16 protein-coding genes and 1 pseudogene are annotated in these 16721 nt (G+C 59.1%); 7 read left to right on the top strand and 10 right to left on the bottom strand.

Features of this window, described 5'->3' with window-relative positions:
- Positions 1-1809: a di-heme-cytochrome C peroxidase gene (locus AAEZ06_RS26340; RefSeq protein WP_350616994.1), complete on the bottom strand. Its 1809-nt coding sequence runs from the start codon at positions 1807-1809 to the stop codon at positions 1-3.
- A gap of 258 nt (positions 1810-2067) precedes the next feature.
- Here AAEZ06_RS26340 and bamJ point away from each other — a divergent pair, with 258 nt between their 5' ends.
- From bamJ to AAEZ06_RS26315, 5 genes are all read left to right on the top strand, one after another.
- On the top strand, positions 2068-2787 hold the full coding sequence (gene bamJ / locus AAEZ06_RS26335) for a BamJ family beta-barrel-assembly machinery protein (protein ID WP_350616992.1): 720 nt from the start codon (positions 2068-2070) through the stop codon (positions 2785-2787).
- A gap of 391 nt (positions 2788-3178) precedes the next feature.
- Positions 3179-3634 carry a YkvA family protein gene (locus AAEZ06_RS26330; protein WP_149411508.1) on the top strand — a complete coding sequence of 152 codons (456 nt, stop codon included), beginning with the start codon at positions 3179-3181 and terminating at the stop codon, positions 3632-3634.
- Positions 3635-3731: 97 nt separating this feature from the next.
- Positions 3732-4070 carry a helix-turn-helix domain-containing protein gene (locus AAEZ06_RS26325; protein WP_149411509.1) on the top strand — a complete coding sequence of 113 codons (339 nt, stop codon included), beginning with the start codon at positions 3732-3734 and terminating at the stop codon, positions 4068-4070.
- The gene (locus tag AAEZ06_RS26320; RefSeq protein ID WP_350616989.1) at positions 4067-4438 is read left to right on the top strand and encodes a hypothetical protein; all 372 of its coding nucleotides are present in this window, start codon (positions 4067-4069) and stop codon (positions 4436-4438) included. The genes AAEZ06_RS26325 and AAEZ06_RS26320 overlap by 4 nt, the downstream gene beginning before the upstream one ends.
- Positions 4439-4828, top strand: a complete 390-nt coding sequence (locus tag AAEZ06_RS26315; protein ID WP_149411510.1) for a tetratricopeptide repeat protein — start codon at positions 4439-4441, stop codon at positions 4826-4828.
- Between the two features lie 5 nt (positions 4829-4833).
- On the opposite strand, the gene AAEZ06_RS26310 is transcribed toward AAEZ06_RS26315, so the two are convergent.
- Both AAEZ06_RS26310 and AAEZ06_RS26305 read right to left on the bottom strand, forming a co-directional pair.
- Positions 4834-6612, bottom strand: coding sequence for a bifunctional diguanylate cyclase/phosphodiesterase (locus tag AAEZ06_RS26310; RefSeq protein ID WP_149411511.1), 1779 nt, complete (start codon positions 6610-6612; stop codon positions 4834-4836).
- 118 nt (positions 6613-6730) lie between these two features.
- On the bottom strand, positions 6731-8812 hold the full coding sequence (locus AAEZ06_RS26305; RefSeq protein WP_350616986.1) for a carboxy terminal-processing peptidase: 2082 nt from the start codon (positions 8810-8812) through the stop codon (positions 6731-6733).
- A 138-nt stretch (positions 8813-8950) separates the two neighbouring features.
- On the opposite strand from AAEZ06_RS26305, the gene AAEZ06_RS26300 reads away from it, so the two are divergent.
- Positions 8951-9913, top strand: coding sequence for a zinc-binding dehydrogenase (locus AAEZ06_RS26300; RefSeq protein WP_350616984.1), 963 nt, complete (start codon positions 8951-8953; stop codon positions 9911-9913).
- A gap of 62 nt (positions 9914-9975) precedes the next feature.
- Here the strand turns inward: AAEZ06_RS26300 and AAEZ06_RS26295 are convergent, their stop codons facing one another.
- The 6 genes from AAEZ06_RS26295 to AAEZ06_RS26270 all read right to left on the bottom strand — a co-directional run bounded on the left by AAEZ06_RS26295 (position 9976) and on the right by AAEZ06_RS26270 (position 15298).
- Positions 9976-10629 (bottom strand): HAD family hydrolase, encoded by a 654-nt coding sequence (locus AAEZ06_RS26295; protein ID WP_350616982.1) that lies wholly within the window; start codon positions 10627-10629, stop codon positions 9976-9978.
- A gap of 38 nt (positions 10630-10667) precedes the next feature.
- The gene (locus tag AAEZ06_RS26290) at positions 10668-11657 is read right to left on the bottom strand and encodes an ABC transporter ATP-binding protein (RefSeq protein ID WP_350616980.1); all 990 of its coding nucleotides are present in this window, start codon (positions 11655-11657) and stop codon (positions 10668-10670) included.
- Positions 11654-12454 (bottom strand): ABC transporter permease, encoded by an 801-nt coding sequence (locus AAEZ06_RS26285; RefSeq protein ID WP_350616978.1) that lies wholly within the window; start codon positions 12452-12454, stop codon positions 11654-11656. Before AAEZ06_RS26285 ends, AAEZ06_RS26290 begins: the two co-directional genes overlap by 4 nt.
- Entirely contained in the window at positions 12441-13286 is an 846-nt protein-coding gene (locus AAEZ06_RS26280; RefSeq protein WP_133098992.1) for an ABC transporter permease, read from the bottom strand. Before AAEZ06_RS26280 ends, AAEZ06_RS26285 begins: the two co-directional genes overlap by 14 nt.
- Entirely contained in the window at positions 13283-14089 is an 807-nt protein-coding gene (locus AAEZ06_RS26275) for an alkaline phosphatase family protein (RefSeq protein WP_350616975.1), read from the bottom strand. Before AAEZ06_RS26275 ends, AAEZ06_RS26280 begins: the two co-directional genes overlap by 4 nt.
- 132 nt (positions 14090-14221) lie before the next feature.
- The gene (locus AAEZ06_RS26270) at positions 14222-15298 is read right to left on the bottom strand and encodes an ABC transporter substrate-binding protein (RefSeq protein WP_350616973.1); all 1077 of its coding nucleotides are present in this window, start codon (positions 15296-15298) and stop codon (positions 14222-14224) included.
- Positions 15299-15649: 351 nt separating this feature from the next.
- Here AAEZ06_RS26270 and AAEZ06_RS26265 point away from each other — a divergent pair, with 351 nt between their 5' ends.
- Complete coding sequence (locus AAEZ06_RS26265) at positions 15650-16363, top strand: UTRA domain-containing protein (protein WP_133098989.1); 714 nt, start codon at positions 15650-15652, stop codon at positions 16361-16363.
- A gap of 256 nt (positions 16364-16619) precedes the next feature.
- Here the strand turns inward: AAEZ06_RS26265 and AAEZ06_RS26260 are convergent.
- Positions 16620-16721, bottom strand: a pseudogene (locus AAEZ06_RS26260) (outer membrane lipoprotein carrier protein LolA); the annotation flags it as partial.

The following is a 16721-nucleotide window of genomic DNA, read 5'->3' as shown; positions in this document are numbered from 1 at the left end:
TCAGGGCAGTTGCTGTTCCAGCGGGCCGCCCAGTACTTTCAAATATTCCAGCAGCGCCCAGCGTTCCTCGGGTAGCAAGCCACGCCCGATCACGCCGTTACCCCGCTTGCCGGCACGGAATTCGTGACCGCTGTTGTGGTTGCCGGTGATCTGCGTATCGAACAGGAAGGCGTTTTTAAAGGCCCAGGTTTGATAGCCCAGGTGACGCGGGTCGTAGTCGAAGGTGCCTTTATAGAAGGTACGGCTGCGCTCGTCCTGGGGAGAGAGCAACTGGTAGATCGTCGGTACCGAGCCGTTGTGCAGGAACGGCGGCGTGGCCCACACACCGGCCAGCGGGCGTGCCTTGTAGGCGCGTAACTCGCGCACGCCAATCGGCAAGCCGTAGCCGTCCAGGCGCGGGCGTTCGGCCGGGGTGACACCGGCAGCGCGATAAGCATGCTCTTCGACGAAGGCGGTGACGTAGGCCAGCCCCTTGGCCACCGATATTTGTCGCAGGTCCAGAGGCTCGGTTGGCGTCGGGTGCAGCTCGACGTTCAACTGCGCCAATTCTGCCGGGTCCCATTGCAGGGCGCTGAGGTCGTAACGCTGGTCGGCGATGTTGCTGGCGGTACCAGGGTCGGTGCCGATCACCTCGACGGGGAGCACTTTCAGTTGCTGCACCGGGCGACCATTGACTTGGGTAACGGTTGGCTCGTGGCAGCCTGCGCAGTTTTTGCTGAACAGGGCGCGGCCTTGAGCCGCCAGTGGCTTGTCGACGACGCCGAACAGTTCTTCAGGCCAGGTGGGGGGCTTGAGCCGTTGCAGGGTTTCCTCAATCAGGTTCAAGTCGCGAACTCGCACGCTGGACGGGTAGCGCGCATCGCCCTTGAGAGGCTGGCCGGCGCTGTCGAAGAAATCCAGGGTTGCGCCCACGCCCAGGGCTTCACCGATATTGCGCGCCATGGGTTGCTGGGCCGAGCCGTTCCATTGCACCCAGTCGAAGTTCCACATGTCCCACAGTTGCGGGTAATCCACCGGGGCGTTGGCGATGCGGTAGTTGTCCGGGGAAATGGCATCGCCGAAGCTGGCATTGGCGATGCGGCCGAAGGCGTCGGTGCGGCCTGGGCCTTCTTCGGTGGGGTAGAGGCCGCGATGGGTGTCGTTCCAGGCGACCTTAAGGAAATTGTTCAGGGACTTTTTGAAGTCCTGGCGCAGCTGGCTATGTTGGGCATCGTATTCATCCCCCAGCACCGAGCGGGCGAAACGCTCGAATTTCCACGGGTTGTAATAGGTGGACGCGAGGCTGGCCACTAACGCCTGGCCGAAACTGCCACCACGCAGGGTAGGGACGCTGGAGGGCAATACGTGCTGGGCTGAACCACCGTCGATGCGTAAGGCCTGGCCCTTGAAGTGCAGCTCGCCGGTGTGGCAGGCGGCGCAAGTGATGTCTAGAAACTCGTCGTTGCTGCCGGCGTTCTTGTGTCGGGCGAAGCCGACAGGCAGGTTGCCGGGGTTTTGGGCTGTGACCTGTTGTCGCGGGTCTACCAGGAAGCCGAAGCGCGCCAGGTATTCGGGCGCGGCAAAACGTTGCTGGGAAAACGGCAGTTCCAGTGCGGTGAACCAGTCATAGCGCAGGCCCTTGACCTGAGTGCCCTGGGGCGTGAAGTAATACGTCTGGCGATCGGCCGCACTCCATTGATTCTGGTAGTGCACCTGCTCCACCGGCACGTACTCCGGCAGTTTCGGGTTGGCAACGTAATAGAGCAGCACTGCAAGGCCGACGCCCAGTAATGCGAGGGCCAGGAGTAAAACACGGGAAAAAATGTGCAAGATAACTATCCTTGTCGAGTGGTAGCGCTGTTATGCCATCACCTAACGGGTGCGGCAAGTAACCATGAGCCCTGCTCATGGACGGTTTCTGGCGGTCCCAGCATCCGTTGCAGAGCGTTGGTATGGATGAAAATGCGTTTAAACACGTGAACTTATCAGAAGTTTCCTGCTCACATGCCGGTAGCCATTGGTCGTGGCCGCCTGATAAGCTCGCGACTTTACTCGAATGCCCTTTTGGCGCATGAACAAGGAAATAGCATGAAACAGCATCGGTTGGCGGCGGCGGTGGCCCTGGTTAGCCTGGTACTTGCGGGTTGTGATTCGCAAACCAGCGTAGAGCTGAAAACCCCGGCGCAGAAAGCTTCCTACGGTATCGGCCTGAACATGGGCAAAAGCCTGGCTCAGGAAGGCATGGATGACCTGGACTCCAAAGCGGTCGCCCAGGGCATTGAAGATGCCGTCGGCAAGAAAGAACAGAAGCTGAAAGACGACGAACTGGTCGAAGCCTTCGCCGCACTGCAAGAACGTGCTGAAGAGCGTATGACCAAGATGAGTGAAGAGTCGGCAACCGCTGGCAAGAAATTCCTCGAAGAAAACGCCAAGAAAGACGGCGTTGTCACTACCGCTTCCGGTCTGCAATACAAGATCGTGAAGAAAGCTGAGGGTGCTGAGCCCAAGCCTACCGACGTAGTGACTGTTCACTACACCGGTAAGCTCACCAATGGCACCACCTTTGACAGCTCCGTAGATCGCGGCAGCCCGATTGACCTGCCGGTCAGCGGCGTGATTCCAGGTTGGGTCGAAGGCCTGCAACTGATGCACGTGGGCGAGAAGGTTGAGTTGTACATCCCATCCGACCTGGCCTACGGTGCCCAGAGCCCGAGCCCGGCGATTCCAGCCAACTCCGTGCTGGTATTCGACCTGGAATTGCTGGCGATCAAGGACCCGGCCAAGGCTGAAGCACCAGCTGCCAAGTAACACGCAGCTGAACACCCAACGCCCCGTCTCGACGGGGCGTTGTTGTTTCTGGTGCAATCGTACCTCTCAATCCCCGCAGCCCTTGTAAGACCGCCGCGATGCCATCGCAGCCTCGCTAAAGCTCGACAGCTCCTACAGTGCTTTGAATCCAGTGCAAATCCAACCGAACGTGTGCGACTGAGGGCAGTCTGATAAAAGACCAGAGTGCGGGTATCCGCAGATGCCCCCCAAGTCAATGAAATCTTGGGTTTTTTTTATATGCGCAAAAAACGCCCGATCTGACCGTGGGCCTTGTAATCCGGGCCTTGCAGCCGCGAAAATGCGCTCTGTTCACAAGGTTATCCACAACTTGTGTGGATAACCTTTTCTGTCGCCTGGAACTGGAGTGACAATGAAAGCACCCTGGAATTTCACCCGTTTCCTGCCTTTGGCCGCACGCCTTCTTGGTCGCGGTCGTTTGCCGACCCTGTTGTTCGCGGTGGCTGCCAAAGGCTCCAGCCAGGGTAACCGGCTGGGAAAGCTCAAGGACGACCTCAAGTTGCTGCAGGCGCTGTGCCTGGCTTATTGGCGCGGCGAGTACCGGGCGATCAGTCCCAAGGCCCTGGTGTCGGTGGTGGCGGGCTTGATGTACTTCCTCAGCCCCATCGATGCGATCCCGGACTTTATCCCCATGTTCGGCATGCTCGACGACATTGCCGTGCTGGCATGGGTCATGAAGACCCTGGACGGCGAACTGAGCGCTTTTCGCGCCTGGCGTGAACGCCAGCGCCCCGAAAAACTTGCGGTGGTTGAGCGCCTGCCTGACACACCGCAGCTTCTGGAGCAGGAAAACCCGAAAAAAAACTGAGCGCGTGGATTATCCCCCTGCGCTCTTTGTGGCTGTTAGGATTACACTCCTAAGGAAAGTACTTACTCAGTAAGTGTTGTGATCCTACGGGGCAGTCATGGATATACAAATAATTTCACGGGATGGCGAACCCGAATACGCGGTTTTGCCATGGGCTCAGTACCAGGCATTGTTAAAAACCGCCGGTCTGCAGCAGCCTACGACGCCTTCATCGAATATCCCCCAGGCCGCTGTCGATCAGGATTTTCGGCCATTGGCGCACCTGTCCAGCTTGCGCGAGGCAAAGGGCCTGGCCATCGAGACTCTGGCCCGCACCGTGGGTATCAGCCCGTCGTACCTGGGCTTGATCGAAAGCGGCGAACGCCAGCCGGATGCCGCCATCCGCCGCAGCTTGGCCTGGGAACTGGGTATCGCCGGTTGGAGGGATGAAGTGTGAGCGTGCGCATCAGCCGTCAACACTGGGATGGGTTGCTCAACGAACTCGACCAGGCTCGCCGCCAGCGACACCTCTTGACCTATCGCGCCCTGTTGGAGCGCCTGCAATTTCCTACCCCGGCCATGCAAACCCTGACAGCCGCCCTGGAGCATTTGGCGGCCCTGGATGCCAAGGCCGATCATCCGTTGCGCAGTTCCCTGGTGATCAGCCAGGGCGCTAGCCGCCTGCCACGTACCGGTTTTTTTGAGTGCGTCGAGCGCCTTGGTCGCTTTTGCGGGCCGTCCGATGGCGTCGCTGCCGCATCATGGCACGCATCGGAAGTGGTCCGAGTGTTTGAGTACGATTATCCTGAATCGGTGGAGGCCTGAGTGCTCTGGAAACTCAAGGCGTATGTCAGCTATTGGCTAGCGCGCAAACTGTTTCATTGGTCCTGGTTCATGCAGCAGCCCCGTGGCTGGCACTGGCTGGAAGGTCAGTTCGCGCGCATGGCCAATCTGGGGAATGTAGAGGCGCAAAGTTTCTACGGGCATATCCTGACCTTTCGCGGCCAAGGCCTCGGCGCCCGTGAAGAGGGGGTGCGCTTGCTGCGCCTGGCCGCTCAGGCCGGTGATGGCAAGGCGGCTTATCAGGTGGGCGTGTTAAGCCTGGCGGGAAGCCTGGGCAAAGCGCCGGACCCGGTGGAAGCGGCCCGTTGGTGGAAAATCGCCGCCAAGGCCGGGCATCCATTGGCGGCCATTCGCCTGGAACAGCTGGGCTGAATCCCCTACAGGGACTCTGGCTCCCCCAGTTCCAACCGCAAGCTATCAATCACATGAATGCTATACCCCGCCACATTCTTGGCGTGGTGCTTGGCCTGCGATGCCAGCTCGGCCAGTTGGCTGGCATCGAGATGCCCACAGCTCTGTGGATGCAAATGCACCACGCCAATGGACAGTGACAACAACGCAAACTCCTGGCGCACCCCTTGCCGATTCAGCGCGATAAAACAGCCAGCTTCCAGGTGTTCGCTGCGGTAAAAACGTCGGCACTGAGTCTGGAAGTCATCCACTAGTTGATTCAGCCGCTTGCGCCAATCCTGGGCACCCAACACCAGCAAAAAATCATCGCCGCCTATGTGCCCGACAAAGTCGCGGCTCGGGTCTACCCGATCGTTCAGGCATTGCGCCAGGCACAGCAGCACTTCATCGCCGCGCCCATAGCCATAGATGTCGTTGAACGGCTTGAAGCTGTCGATATCCACATAGCAGATCACCGATTCGCGCTGCTGCTGCAAGAGCCGCGTCAGGCACTGCTGGATTGGCACGTTGCCGGGCAGCAGGGTCAGCGGGTTGGCGTAGCGGGCCTGCTGGATTTTCAGTTCGGTAATCAATTTGAGCACATCAATCACCCGGCCCAGTCCCAGGTAGTTACCGTTGAGGGTGATGATGAAATCTTCTTCAATCCGCTGCCGCGCACGGCTAGTGAGCAGGCGGCTGACCTGTTGCAAGGACTGGCTCAACTCCACGGCGAGAAAGTCGTCACTCATCAAGCGGCTGATGGGCTTGCGGGCAAACAGGTCGGTGGCAAAGGGCTTGAGCAGCGCGTCCGAGAGCGAATGTCGATGCACGATGCCAATGGGCTGGCCACGCTCATCCAGCACCGCCAGTGAGTTGAGGTTGGCCTGGCGGCGAAAGGCCTCCAGCACTTGGGCGGTGGCTGTGTCTTGGCCCACCGCCGGCTGCTCGTTGAGCAGGGCGCTGAGGTCGCTGGTCTCATCGTTGAGGGGCACGATGGTGTTGTCCGGTTTGGGCAACATTAACCGTGCTTCCTGGGGCGGATGTTCCTGAGGGCGGCAGAGTAGATAACCCTGGATCAGGTCGACGCCCATTTCCGTCAGCACGGCCAGTTCTTCTGATAACTCGATACCTTCGGCGATCACCTGCGCACGGGACGCCCTGGCGATTTGCAGGATCGAGCCGACGAACTCGCGCTTGAGTGCGTCCTGGTGGATGCCATCGATAAAGTGCCGGTCGATCTTCACATAGTCCGGGCGCAACTCGGACCACAAGCGCAGGCTGGAATAGCCGGCGCCCAGATCGTCGAGGGCAATCGAAAACCCCATGGCGCGGTAGTGATGCAATGCGGTTTGCAGCAGTTGAAAATCGTCGGTCGGGGTTTGTTCGGTGAGTTCGATCACCACCTGGCTGGGAGGAATGCCGAAGTCACGCAGTAGTTGCAGAGTGCGTCCCGGTTGGTGGGCGGTTTCCAGCAGGGATTCTGGCGAGACGTTGAGAAACAGCTTGCCCGGCAGTTTCTGTTCGCTGAACCGCCTGCAGGCGCTTTGCCGGCAGGCCATTTCCAGCTCACTGAGACGCCCAGCGTGGCGGGCCACGGAGAACAGTGCGACAGGGGAGTGCAAAGGGCTGTTGGACGGGCCGCGGCTCAATGCTTCGTAACCGAGGATGCGCCGTTCGGAGAGGGAAATGATCGGTTGGAACAGACTGTGCAAACTGCCTTGAGCCAGGATGGAACCCAGGGCATTCAGCTGTTCGGTCATGGTCATGGTGTTCTCTGTCGAAAAAAAAGGACCGGATACGTTACGTATCCGGTCCTTCATTTCACGACAGAATGATGTCTATTTGATGACACTCCGGGGAGTGATCATATTAAATTGCCATCATTTACTGCTTGGCCACTGTCTTGCTGATTTTCAAGTAGTCCAGCAGAATCCGCCCGGTCTCGCTCAGGTAGGCGTCGTCTTCCGGCTTAGTTTTTTCAGGCTCGGTCGGCAGCGCATCTTCATCTTCTTTCTTCAGTTCCTTGAGTGGGTCTTCACCCTTGGCCTTGCGGCGGGTGTTCTCCAGTACAAGTTGCTGACTCTCGATGTCGCTGTGCTGCGCGCGGCGATCCACTTCATTGAGGCTGACGGTTTTCTCGGCCATCAGCTTCTTGGCCAGGGCCAGCTTGTCGCGGATAAACACGAACTCGGCATTCTTGGCGGGGCGGGCGTCATGTTCGGCCTTGAGCTGGGCCAGGAAGGGCTTGAACGGGTCCGATGCAGGCTTGATCGCAGGACGGATGGTGTCCCACGGCATGGCTTCGGGCAGGGCGCTCTCGCCGATTTCCTTGGTGTCGATGATCGACGGGAAATCGATATCCGGCAGTACGCCCTGATGCTGGGTGCTCTGCCCGGAAACCCGATAGAACTTGGCCAGAGTCAGTTTCAGTTCGCCATGGTTCAGCGGCTGAATGGTCTGCACGGTGCCTTTGCCGAAGGTCTGGCCGCCGATGATCAACGCGCGGTGGTAGTCCTGCATCGCGCCGGCGAAAATCTCCGAAGCCGACGCCGAGAGGCGGTTGACCAGCAACGCCATCGGCCCTTTGTAGAAGGCGCCCGGGTTCTCGTCTTCGAGCACGTCGACACGGCCGTCAGCATTGCGGACCAACACGGTCGGACCCTTGTCGATAAACAGGCTGGTCAGCTCGGTGGCTTCCTGCAAGGAGCCGCCGCCGTTGTTGCGCAGGTCGATGACCACGCCGTCGACTTTCTCTTTCTGTAGTTCGGTCAGCAGCTTCTTGACGTCGCGAGTGGTGCTCTTGTAGTCAGGATCACCGGCGCGGAACGCCTTGAAGTCCAGGTAGAAGGCCGGGATTTCAATTACGCCGAGTTTGTAGTCCTTGCCATCCTGCTTGAGGTTGAGCACCGATTTTTTCACGGCCTGGTCTTCAAGCTTCACGGCTTCACGGGTAATCGAGACGATTTTGCTGGTCTGGTCGTTTGGCGCGTTGCTGTGAGGAATCACTTCCAGGCGTACCACGGTGCCTTTTGGTCCACGGATCAGTTTGACCACTTCGTCCAGCCGCCAGCCGACCACGTCGACCATCTCTTTGTCGGCCTGGGCTACACCGATGATCTTGTCAGCCGGAGCGACCTGCTTGGTCTTGTCCGCCGGACCTGCCGGCACCAGGCGCACGATCTTGACCTGGTCGTTATCGCTCTGCAGGACGGCACCGATGCCTTCCAGGGACAGACTCATATTGATATCGAAATTTTCCGCGTTATCTGGTGACAGATAATTGGTGTGCGGGTCGTAGGACATCGCAAAGGTGTTGATGTAGGCCTGGAAGATATCTTCGGCACGGGTCTGATCCAGACGCGCCAACTGATTCTTGTAGCGCTTGGTCAACAGCTCTTGAATCGCTTTAGGTTCTTTACCGGCGATCCTCAAGCGCAGGACTTCATCCTTGACGCGCTTGCGCCACAGGTCATCCAGGGCGGCGGTGCTGGTCAGCCAAGGGGCGTCCTTGCGATCCACCAGCAAGGTTTCCTTCTGGGTGAAGTCGAGCTTGTCGACGCCTTTGTTCAGCTCACCCAAGGCGAAGTCCAGGCGCGCTTTGACGCGGTCCAGGTAACGCTTGTAGATGGTGAAGCCGGGCTGCAAATCGCCGCTTTTGAGGAAGTCGTCAAACTGCGTCTTCCACTTATCAAACTCGGCAATGTCGCTGGCCAGGAAGTAGCTGCGCGAGGGATCCAACAGCTTTAGGTAGCTGTCATAGATGATCACCGAGCGCGCATCGTCCAGCGGCGGTTTGCTGTAGTGGTGACGCTTGAGCAACTCGACGACGTTAAGGCTGGCAATCACCTCGTCGCGATCAGGCTGAAGTTTGTCCCAGCTGTTGGCTGCGAACGTATTGGTCGACAGTGGCAACAGGCCGAGGCCAATGAAAAGAGCGAGGGCGGTGCTGGGGAACAAATGCTTCATGCTGATTCGACGCGGGGGCAATTGATAACGCATATTAGGCCGTCTTTGAAGTCGCCGGTTCCATATGGGCCGGTCGCATAATGCAAAAAGCCCGGCGCTACAGCAACGGGCTCAGTCCAGACTCACTATGGAGGCACTGTGAAAGCATTGCAAGGCGTTGACGGTCATGTGGAGTGGCTTGAAGAACCAAGTCCTACGTGCGATGTAGGGCAAGTGCGCATTCGCGTGGCAGCTGCTGGATTAAATCGGGCCGATTTATTACAACGGTCGGGGCTTTATCCGCCACCGCCCGGCGCCAGCCAAGTGCTGGGCCTGGAGTGTTCCGGGGTGATCAGCGAAGTCGGTGCCGGCTCGTCCTGGCAGGTCGGTGAGCGGGTTTGCGCGCTGTTGGCCGGTGGCGGCATGGCCGAGGAAGTGGTGGTCGACGCGCGGCATGTGCTGCCTGTGCCGCAAGGTTTGTCGTTGATCGAAGCGGCGGCGTTGCCGGAGGTGTACAGCACCGCCTGGCTCAATCTGTTCCAATTGGCGGCGCTCAAGCCTGGTGAAAAGGTGCTGTTGCATGCTGGCGCCAGTGGCGTGGGTTCGGCGGCGATCCAGCTGTGCAAGGCCTTTGGCAGCCCGTGCTGGGTCAGCGTAGGCTCGGCAGAGCGTCTGGCGTATTGTGAGGGCCTGGGCGCCCAGGGCGGTGTGGTACGTACTGATGGTATCGAGAGCCTCAATGACTTCGGCCCGTTCGACGTCATCCTTGATCCGGTGGGCGGTAACTACGCTGCGCTGAACCTCAAGCTACTGGCTCGCGACGGTCGTTGGGTGCTGATTGGCCTGATGGGCGGTCGCGAGGCCCAGCTGGACCTGGCCCAGGTGCTGGCCAAGCGTGTGCAAGTGCTGGGGTCGACTTTGCGCAGTCGTGATGATCAGTTCAAGGCCGATTTGTTCAGCGATTTGAGCCAGCATGTCTGGCCGCTGTTTGCCGAGGGGCGCTTGAGCCCGCAACTGGCCAAGACATTCCCGATCAAGGATGCCGAAGGGGCGTTTGCCGAATTGGCGACCAACCAGATTTCCGGGAAGTTGGTGTTGGTGATCGACGAAACCTTGAAGTGACCCACTAATCGGGAGCAGGAATTATTGTGGCAAGGGGGCAAGCCCCCTCGCCACAGGGGTTTTCAGATCCAGTGATGAATCGGCCAACCGGCCTTTACAGCATGCTCACGTAACACCGGGTCTGGATTCACCACCTGCGGGTGATCCACCTTGAGCAACAACGGCAAATCATTACGCGAGTCGGAATAGAAGGACGCGCCTTCCAGGCTCTCGCCTTCCTTATCCAGCCACTCCAGCAAGCGGGTGATCTTGCCTTCGCGGTAGGTCAGTACACCCACCGTATTGCCGCTGTACACGCCATGTTTGACTTCCAGCTCAATTCCCAGCACTTCATCAATGCCGATGCGCGCCGCAATCGGCGTGACCAGATGGGTGCCCGAGGCTGAAATCACCAGGATACGGTCGCCGTTCTTGCGGTGTTGGGCGATGGTCTTGGTGGCATCGCTGTAGATCAGCGGCTCGATGATGTCTTCCACCCACGGCTCAACCAAATGCTCGATTTCTTCCGGGGTGCGGCCAATCATCGGCTCCAGGCTGAAGTCCATGAAGACCTCCATGGCCAACTCGCCCTTGCTGTAGGCGTGCATCAGTTCGTTGTTCTTGCGCATGAACGATTCCGGGTCGACCCAGCCCAGCCGGCCCATCTGCTCGCTCCAAAGGCTCGCGCAGTCGCCGTGGATCAGGGTGTCGTCCAGATCAAAAATTACCAAAGCCATCAGTCTTTCTTCCTCAAATCGTCTGAATCCTCAATCCCTCAGGCTACCTCACATAGAGCGCTGGGATCGATGGAGAGTGCCAAGCGTACTCCGTCAGGGTGCAAGTCGTCTGCCGAACGGTTGAGCACGTCCACCACCAGTTCCACTCCTCGGGCTTCGACGCGATAGCGGATCACGTTACCCAATAGGCTATGGCTGCGCACTAGCGCGTCTAGTTCACCACTGCGGCTTAGCTCAATGGCTTCCGGGCGAATGGCGATGCGCCCAGTGATGGGCCGCTGCAAGAGCTTGCTGGCCTTGTCGGCGTCCAGCAGATTGTAGTTGCCGATAAAGCCGGCGGCGAACACGTCAACCGGCGCGGTGTAGAGGGTTTCGGCATCGCCGCTCTGGACGATCTTGCCCTGGTTCATCAGGAAGATGCGGTCGGACATGACCAAGGCTTCTTCCTGATCATGGGTGACGAAAATCGTCGTCAGTCCCAGTTCGCGCTGGATCTGGCGGATCTGCTCGCGCAAATGCTTGCGAATCCGTGCATCGAGGGCCGACAGCGGTTCATCCAGCAACAGCAGGCGCGGGCGAGTGACCAGCGAACGGGCTAGGGCCACGCGCTGGCACTGGCCGCCGGACATCTGGTGCGGATAGCGGCCGGCGAGGTCTTTCAGTTCCACCAATTGCAGCACTTCCTGCACGCGCTTGTGGCTGTCGTCGGCGTTGACCTTTTGCATGCGAAGGCCGAAGGCGACGTTTTGTTCCACCGTCATATTGGGGAACAGCGCGTAGCTCTGGAACACCATGCCGATATGACGTTTCTGCGGGCTCAACGGGACGATGTCCTGGCCGTCCAAGAGAATTTGCCCACTGTCTACCGACGTCAGGCCGGCGATGCAACGCAGCAGCGTGGACTTGCCGCAACCTGAGGGGCCGAGCAGCGTGACGAACTCGCCCTTGGCGATTTCGCAATTGATGTCGCTGAATACTGGGGTCCCGCAATAACCTTTTTGCAGATGCTGGACGCTGACGAAGCTCATTGGCTTTTGTCCTTGTTCAAGATATTGGCGGCCCAGGTCAGCAGCAGCACGAAGAAGAAATAGGAGATCACCAGAGCGCTGGTGAAATGGCCGCTGCCGTTACGCATGTTGTTGAGGTACACCTGTAGGGTTTCGTAGCGGGTGCCCACCAGGATGTTGGCGAAGACGAATTCGCCGAACAGGAACGAGAACGACAGCAGCAGCGCCACCATCAAGCCCTTGCGCAGGTTCGGCAGCACCACCAGGAACGCCGCCTGCCAGGTGCTGGCGCCGAGCAGTTGCGCGGCATCCATCAAGTCTCGAAGGTTGATGGCTTGCAGGTTATTGGTGATCGCCCGGTACATGAATGGCAACGCCACGGTGAAGTAGCAGCCGATCAGAATCCACGGCGTGCCGACCATGGCAAACGGCCCAGAGCCATACAGCTGCAACAGCCCCACCGACGACACCACCGGCGGCACCGCGAAGGGCAGCAGGATCAGGATGTTCATCAGCGCGTCGAGCCGGGGAAAGTGGTAATGCACCACGAACAGCAACGGCAGGATCAGCACCACCGACAGGATCAACGCGCCGACACACACCAGCAGCGATTGGCCAAAGGCATTGAGAAAGCGCGGGTCGCTCCACAGCTGCCAATACCATTTGAAGGTAAAGCCTGAGGGCAGGATGGTCGCCGACCAACTGCTGGAGATGGAATACACCAGGGTGCCGAGCAGCGGCAGTACCAGGATCGCAAACAGTAGATAGACCACTACCCGATGGTAGAGGACGGCCGACCTGGCTTCAGCGCGAGACATGGTAGCTCCTCTTGAGCAGCAGTTGGTGCACCACCGTGACCACGGTCATCAGCGCCACCAGCACTACAGCCAGTGCGCTGGCCATGTTCGGGTCCAGGGAGATATCGCCGGAAACCATCGCCGCGATACGGATCGGCAGCACGTTGAAGTTGCCGGTGGTCAGCGCATACACCGTGGCGTAGGCGCCCAGGGCGTTGGCCAGCAGGATCACGAAGGTGCCCAGCAGCGCCGGCGCCAGCACCGGCAAGCCGATATGCCGCCAGAACTGCCAGCCGTTGGCCCCCAGCAACGCGGCAGACTCGCGCCAGTCTTCGCGCAGGGCGTCGAAGGCGGGGTAGAGCAGCAATACGCCGAGGGGAATCTGAAAGTAGGTGTAGAGAATGATCAGCCCGGTCTTGGAGTACAGGTTGAAGTCCTGAATGATCCCGGCCTGCTTGAGCATGATGGTGATGCTGCCGTTGAACCCCAGCAGGATGATGAAGGCAAAGGCCAGGGGCACGCCGGCGAAGTTGCTGGTCATATTGGCGAAGGCGGTGACGAAGTTGCGCAGCGGCCCATCCACCCGCCGCAACGAGTAACTGCCCAGTACGGCGATGATGATGCCGAACACGCTGGAGTAGAAACTGATCTCCAGGCTGTACTGGATTGCCTGCAGGTAGAACTTCGAACTGAAGATCTTGGTGAAGTTGGCCAGGCCCCAGCCGAACTCTTCCGATTGCAAGCTGTTGACCAGCACCCAGAACAGCGGCGCGATCTGGAACACGATAAAGACGATGGCAAAGGGCACCAGACACAAGGCAGCCAGCCACTTGCCACGGATCACTGAATTCACGTCAACAGCTCCCGGCACACAGGTTTGTCATGGGCAACGCCGAGCAGGGCGCAGACGGTACCGCACAGTTCGGTTTGTTTGGGGCGGGCCTGGGGATCGAGACTGAACGCATCGCCCAGGACAAACAGCGGTACTTCGCGCTCTTCGGGCAACAGGCCGTTGTGGGAGCGGTCGTTGTTCATGCCGTGGTCGGCGGTCACCAGTACCTGGTAACCGGCGTCGAGCCAGCCTTGCAGGTAGTCGGCGAGGATGATGTCGGCCGAGCGCGCACTGTTGCGATATTGCGGGGTGTCGAGGCCGTGCTTGTGGCCGGCATCGTCGATGTTCATCGGGTGCACCACCAGGAAGTTCGGTGCGTGTTTGAGACGCAGGTGCTCAGCGTCGGCAAACAGGTGGGAATCCGGGTAGTGGTCATTCCAGTAGAAGTGCCCGTGCTGGATCGCCAGTGACTTGTCGTCGGTATGACGATCCCGTGCGGCGTTGAACGGCGAGCAGTTATACAGCTCGCTGACCCAGTGGTAAGCCGCCGCCGCTGTGGTCAGGCCCGCGTCGGTGGCGTAATGAAAGATGCTGCGCTGGTTGGACAGGCGCGAGACGTTGTTGTGGACGATGCCGCTTTCAATCGGTGGCACGCCGGTGAGGATGCATTCGTACAGCGGCCGCGACAGGGCCGGCAGTTCACATTCCAGTTTGTAGAGTGCTGCGCGTCCTGCGCCGATATAAGCCTGAAGATGCCCCATGGCATGCCGGGCAACCTCGTAGTTCAGGCCGTCGAGCACGACAAGGATGACGTTGTGCTTCATAGGGGCTGGAACTCCGCGACAAATGGGCTTGATTCGGTTTGGCTGCAGGAACCGGATCAAAGATGTGGGAGCAGGCAAACCTGCTCCCACACTGACCGCGCTCCTCTTTTAGGTTTCAGTGGGCCTGAAGCCTTATTGCATATTGATGATGACTTCTTCCTGCCATTTCTGTGGCAGTGCCTTGGAGGTTTTCTCCCAAGCGTCGGCATCCTTGATCGGTTGTGGATTGGCGGCGGTGTACTGCTCGGAAGGGATCAGGTTCTTGGCAATGTCGGCAGGCAGTTTCAGGTCCGTTTCAGCACGAATCGGGCGGGCGTTACCGCGCGCCAGATTGAGTTGGCCGGCATCGCTGAAAATGTATTCGCGGGTCAGCTTGGCGGCGTTCGGGTGTTTGGCGTATTTGTTGATGATGGTGGTGTAGCCCGATTTCACCGAACCATCGGACGGGATCAGCACCACGTAGTCATCCGGGTTGGCCATCTTGGCCTTGTAGCTCAGGCCGTTGAAGTCCCAGACCACGCCCACTTCCACTTCACCTTTTTCCATGGTGGCGATGGTCGGGTTGGCCAGCGACAGGCGACCTTGCTTGGCGATATCGGCAAACATCAGCAGCGCCGGCTGGATGTTCTTTTCGTCACCTTTGAAGGCGATGGCTGCTGCCAGTACACCGTTGGCAGCCTGGGCCGCAGTGCTCACATCACCGATGGAGACCTTGTATTTGCCGGTCTTCAGGTCGGCCCAGCGTGTGGGTACGTCGGAGCCGTGCAACAGTTTTTTATTAACAATGAAAGCGATGGTGCCGGTGTAGGCCAGCGCCCAGTTGCCGTCCTTGTCTTTCGCCCAATCCGGAACCTTGTCCCAGGTGCTCGGCTTATACGGCTGGGTGACGCCTTGTTTCACCGCAATCGGACCGAAGGCCGCACCGACGTCGCCGATGTCGGCGCTGGCGTTGTCTTTTTCCGCAGCAAACTTGGCGACTTCCTGGGCCGAACTCATGTCGGTGTCGATGTGCTTGAGGCCGTAGGTCTTGGCCAGGTCTTCCCAGGTGCCTTTCCAGTTGGCCCAGTCATCGGGCATGCCGACGCTGTTGATTGCACCTTCCGCTCTCGCGGCGGCTTCAAGGGTTTTCAAATCGGTATCAGCAGCCATGGCGGCGGTGCACATGGCAATGGTCGAGCCTAACAGTGATGCCAGGAAAAGCTGTTTCATCCGAAGCTCCTTTGGGCGTTTTCAACGCTGCGTTTTTATCGACGTTTGCGGTGGTGTTGGTCTAGGTCAGCAATACCTGAGCCAATTTAGGCCCGATGGATGACAGTTTCATGTCTGTGTCGTTTTTTGCTGCCCCGTACAGGCGGTTTCCGTGTAAGCGTAGACCATGCCCAAGTGCCCGTAAGCCTTGGACTTGGCCGATGTATTGCAGGTCTTGTGGAAGAGCGTCGCAAGGCGCTGTCATCTGTCGGTCATGTGCAATGCCTAGGCTTGCTCGCGGTGACAGTGACGAATTTCAGGGATGTTTTTTGCACCCAGACAGTGCTGGTCTAGTCCAGATAGGTAACGTTGATGCGTGATGAGGCAACCAAAGCGGTGACGACCATTGGCCTGGCGCTGCAAGAGCAGATCGACCACGGCCTGCTGCCGCCCGCCAGCAAACTGCCCGCCGAGCGCAAACTCAGCGAGTTGTTTGGTACCACCCGGATTACCGTGCGGGAAGCCTTGTTACAACTTGAGGCCCAGGGGCAGATTTATCGTGAGGAGCGCCGGGGCTGGTTCGTCTCGCCGCCCAGGCTTGCGTACAACCTGATGCAGCGTAGCCACTTTCACGCCATGGTCAGCGCCCAGGGGCGGGTGCCTTCCACTGAAGTGATTTCGGCGCGCCTGCAACCGGCTTCGGCGGCGGTGTGTGCGTGGTTGCAGCTGCCGGCGTTGTCCAGCGTGATTCAGATTTGCCGGGGGCGCAGGATTGATGGGCGGTTGGTCTTGTATGTCGAGCACTACCTCAATCCGCAATATTTTCCGGGGATTCTGGAGTGTGATCTGAATGAGTCGATGACTGAGTTGTATGCGCGCGATTATGACTTGCACTACGGGCGGGTGCGCTTTGAGATTGTTCCCACGTCTTTGCAGGTTGAAGCTGCGGCGGCTTTACGGGTTTCTGTTGGGAGTCCGGGATTGCGGATTGCTCGGGTCAATTACGATCAGCATGAACGGTTGATCGACTGTGACCTTGAATTTTGGCGCCATGATGCGATTCATGTTGGGGTGGATGTGGTCTGAGCGCTGGCCTGGAGTTTGCGTTCGTCCGGGGGGATACATATCTGTTGCTGCGGTAACGGCCACCCAGGGTTACGGCCTTACGGCGTGTCACTTTCGAAAACCGGAGTGCCGGCCCTGACGAAAGTAGCCAAAGCGCTTCTACCCTATCTATCGGTGCCTCGCCTAGGCTCGGCGTGCCCTCACTCCGGTTTTATGGGTAGGCAGATTAAGAGCCCGCGCCCATCTGCTTTTCTGTAGGAGCGAGGGACGCCTAGTTCTTGCTCGCGAAGAACCTGAGGGCTCCGCGGTGATTCAGGAAGCCAGCGTCATCGTTAACGACCATCGCGAGCAAGCTCGCTCCTACAGTGGGCAGTGGGCA

Source organism: Pseudomonas sp. HY7a-MNA-CIBAN-0227 (genome assembly GCF_040310325.1).
Taxonomy (GTDB): Bacteria; Pseudomonadota; Gammaproteobacteria; order Pseudomonadales; family Pseudomonadaceae; genus Aquipseudomonas.
This window is presented reverse-complemented; position numbering and strand designations above follow the sequence as displayed.

Excerpts from the sequence above, each read along its gene's own strand:
- AAEZ06_RS26295 (WP_350616982.1), bottom strand. The coding sequence starts at position 10,629 with ATGGCTTTGGTAATTTTTGATCTGGACGACACCCTGATCCACGGCGAC.
- AAEZ06_RS26285 (WP_350616978.1), bottom strand. The coding sequence starts at position 12,454 with ATGTCTCGCGCTGAAGCCAGGTCGGCCGTCCTCTACCATCGGGTAGTG.
- AAEZ06_RS26305 (WP_350616986.1), bottom strand. The coding sequence starts at position 8,812 with ATGAAGCATTTGTTCCCCAGCACCGCCCTCGCTCTTTTCATTGGCCTC.
- AAEZ06_RS26330 (WP_149411508.1), top strand. The coding sequence starts at position 3,179 with ATGAAAGCACCCTGGAATTTCACCCGTTTCCTGCCTTTGGCCGCACGC.
- AAEZ06_RS26265 (WP_133098989.1), top strand. The coding sequence starts at position 15,650 with ATGCGTGATGAGGCAACCAAAGCGGTGACGACCATTGGCCTGGCGCTG.
- AAEZ06_RS26270 (WP_350616973.1), bottom strand. The coding sequence starts at position 15,298 with ATGAAACAGCTTTTCCTGGCATCACTGTTAGGCTCGACCATTGCCATG.
- AAEZ06_RS26325 (WP_149411509.1), top strand. The coding sequence starts at position 3,732 with ATGGATATACAAATAATTTCACGGGATGGCGAACCCGAATACGCGGTT.
- AAEZ06_RS26310 (WP_149411511.1), bottom strand. The coding sequence starts at position 6,612 with ATGACCATGACCGAACAGCTGAATGCCCTGGGTTCCATCCTGGCTCAA.
- AAEZ06_RS26275 (WP_350616975.1), bottom strand. The coding sequence starts at position 14,089 with ATGAAGCACAACGTCATCCTTGTCGTGCTCGACGGCCTGAACTACGAG.
- AAEZ06_RS26290 (WP_350616980.1), bottom strand. The coding sequence starts at position 11,657 with ATGAGCTTCGTCAGCGTCCAGCATCTGCAAAAAGGTTATTGCGGGACC.
- bamJ (WP_350616992.1), top strand. The coding sequence starts at position 2,068 with ATGAAACAGCATCGGTTGGCGGCGGCGGTGGCCCTGGTTAGCCTGGTA.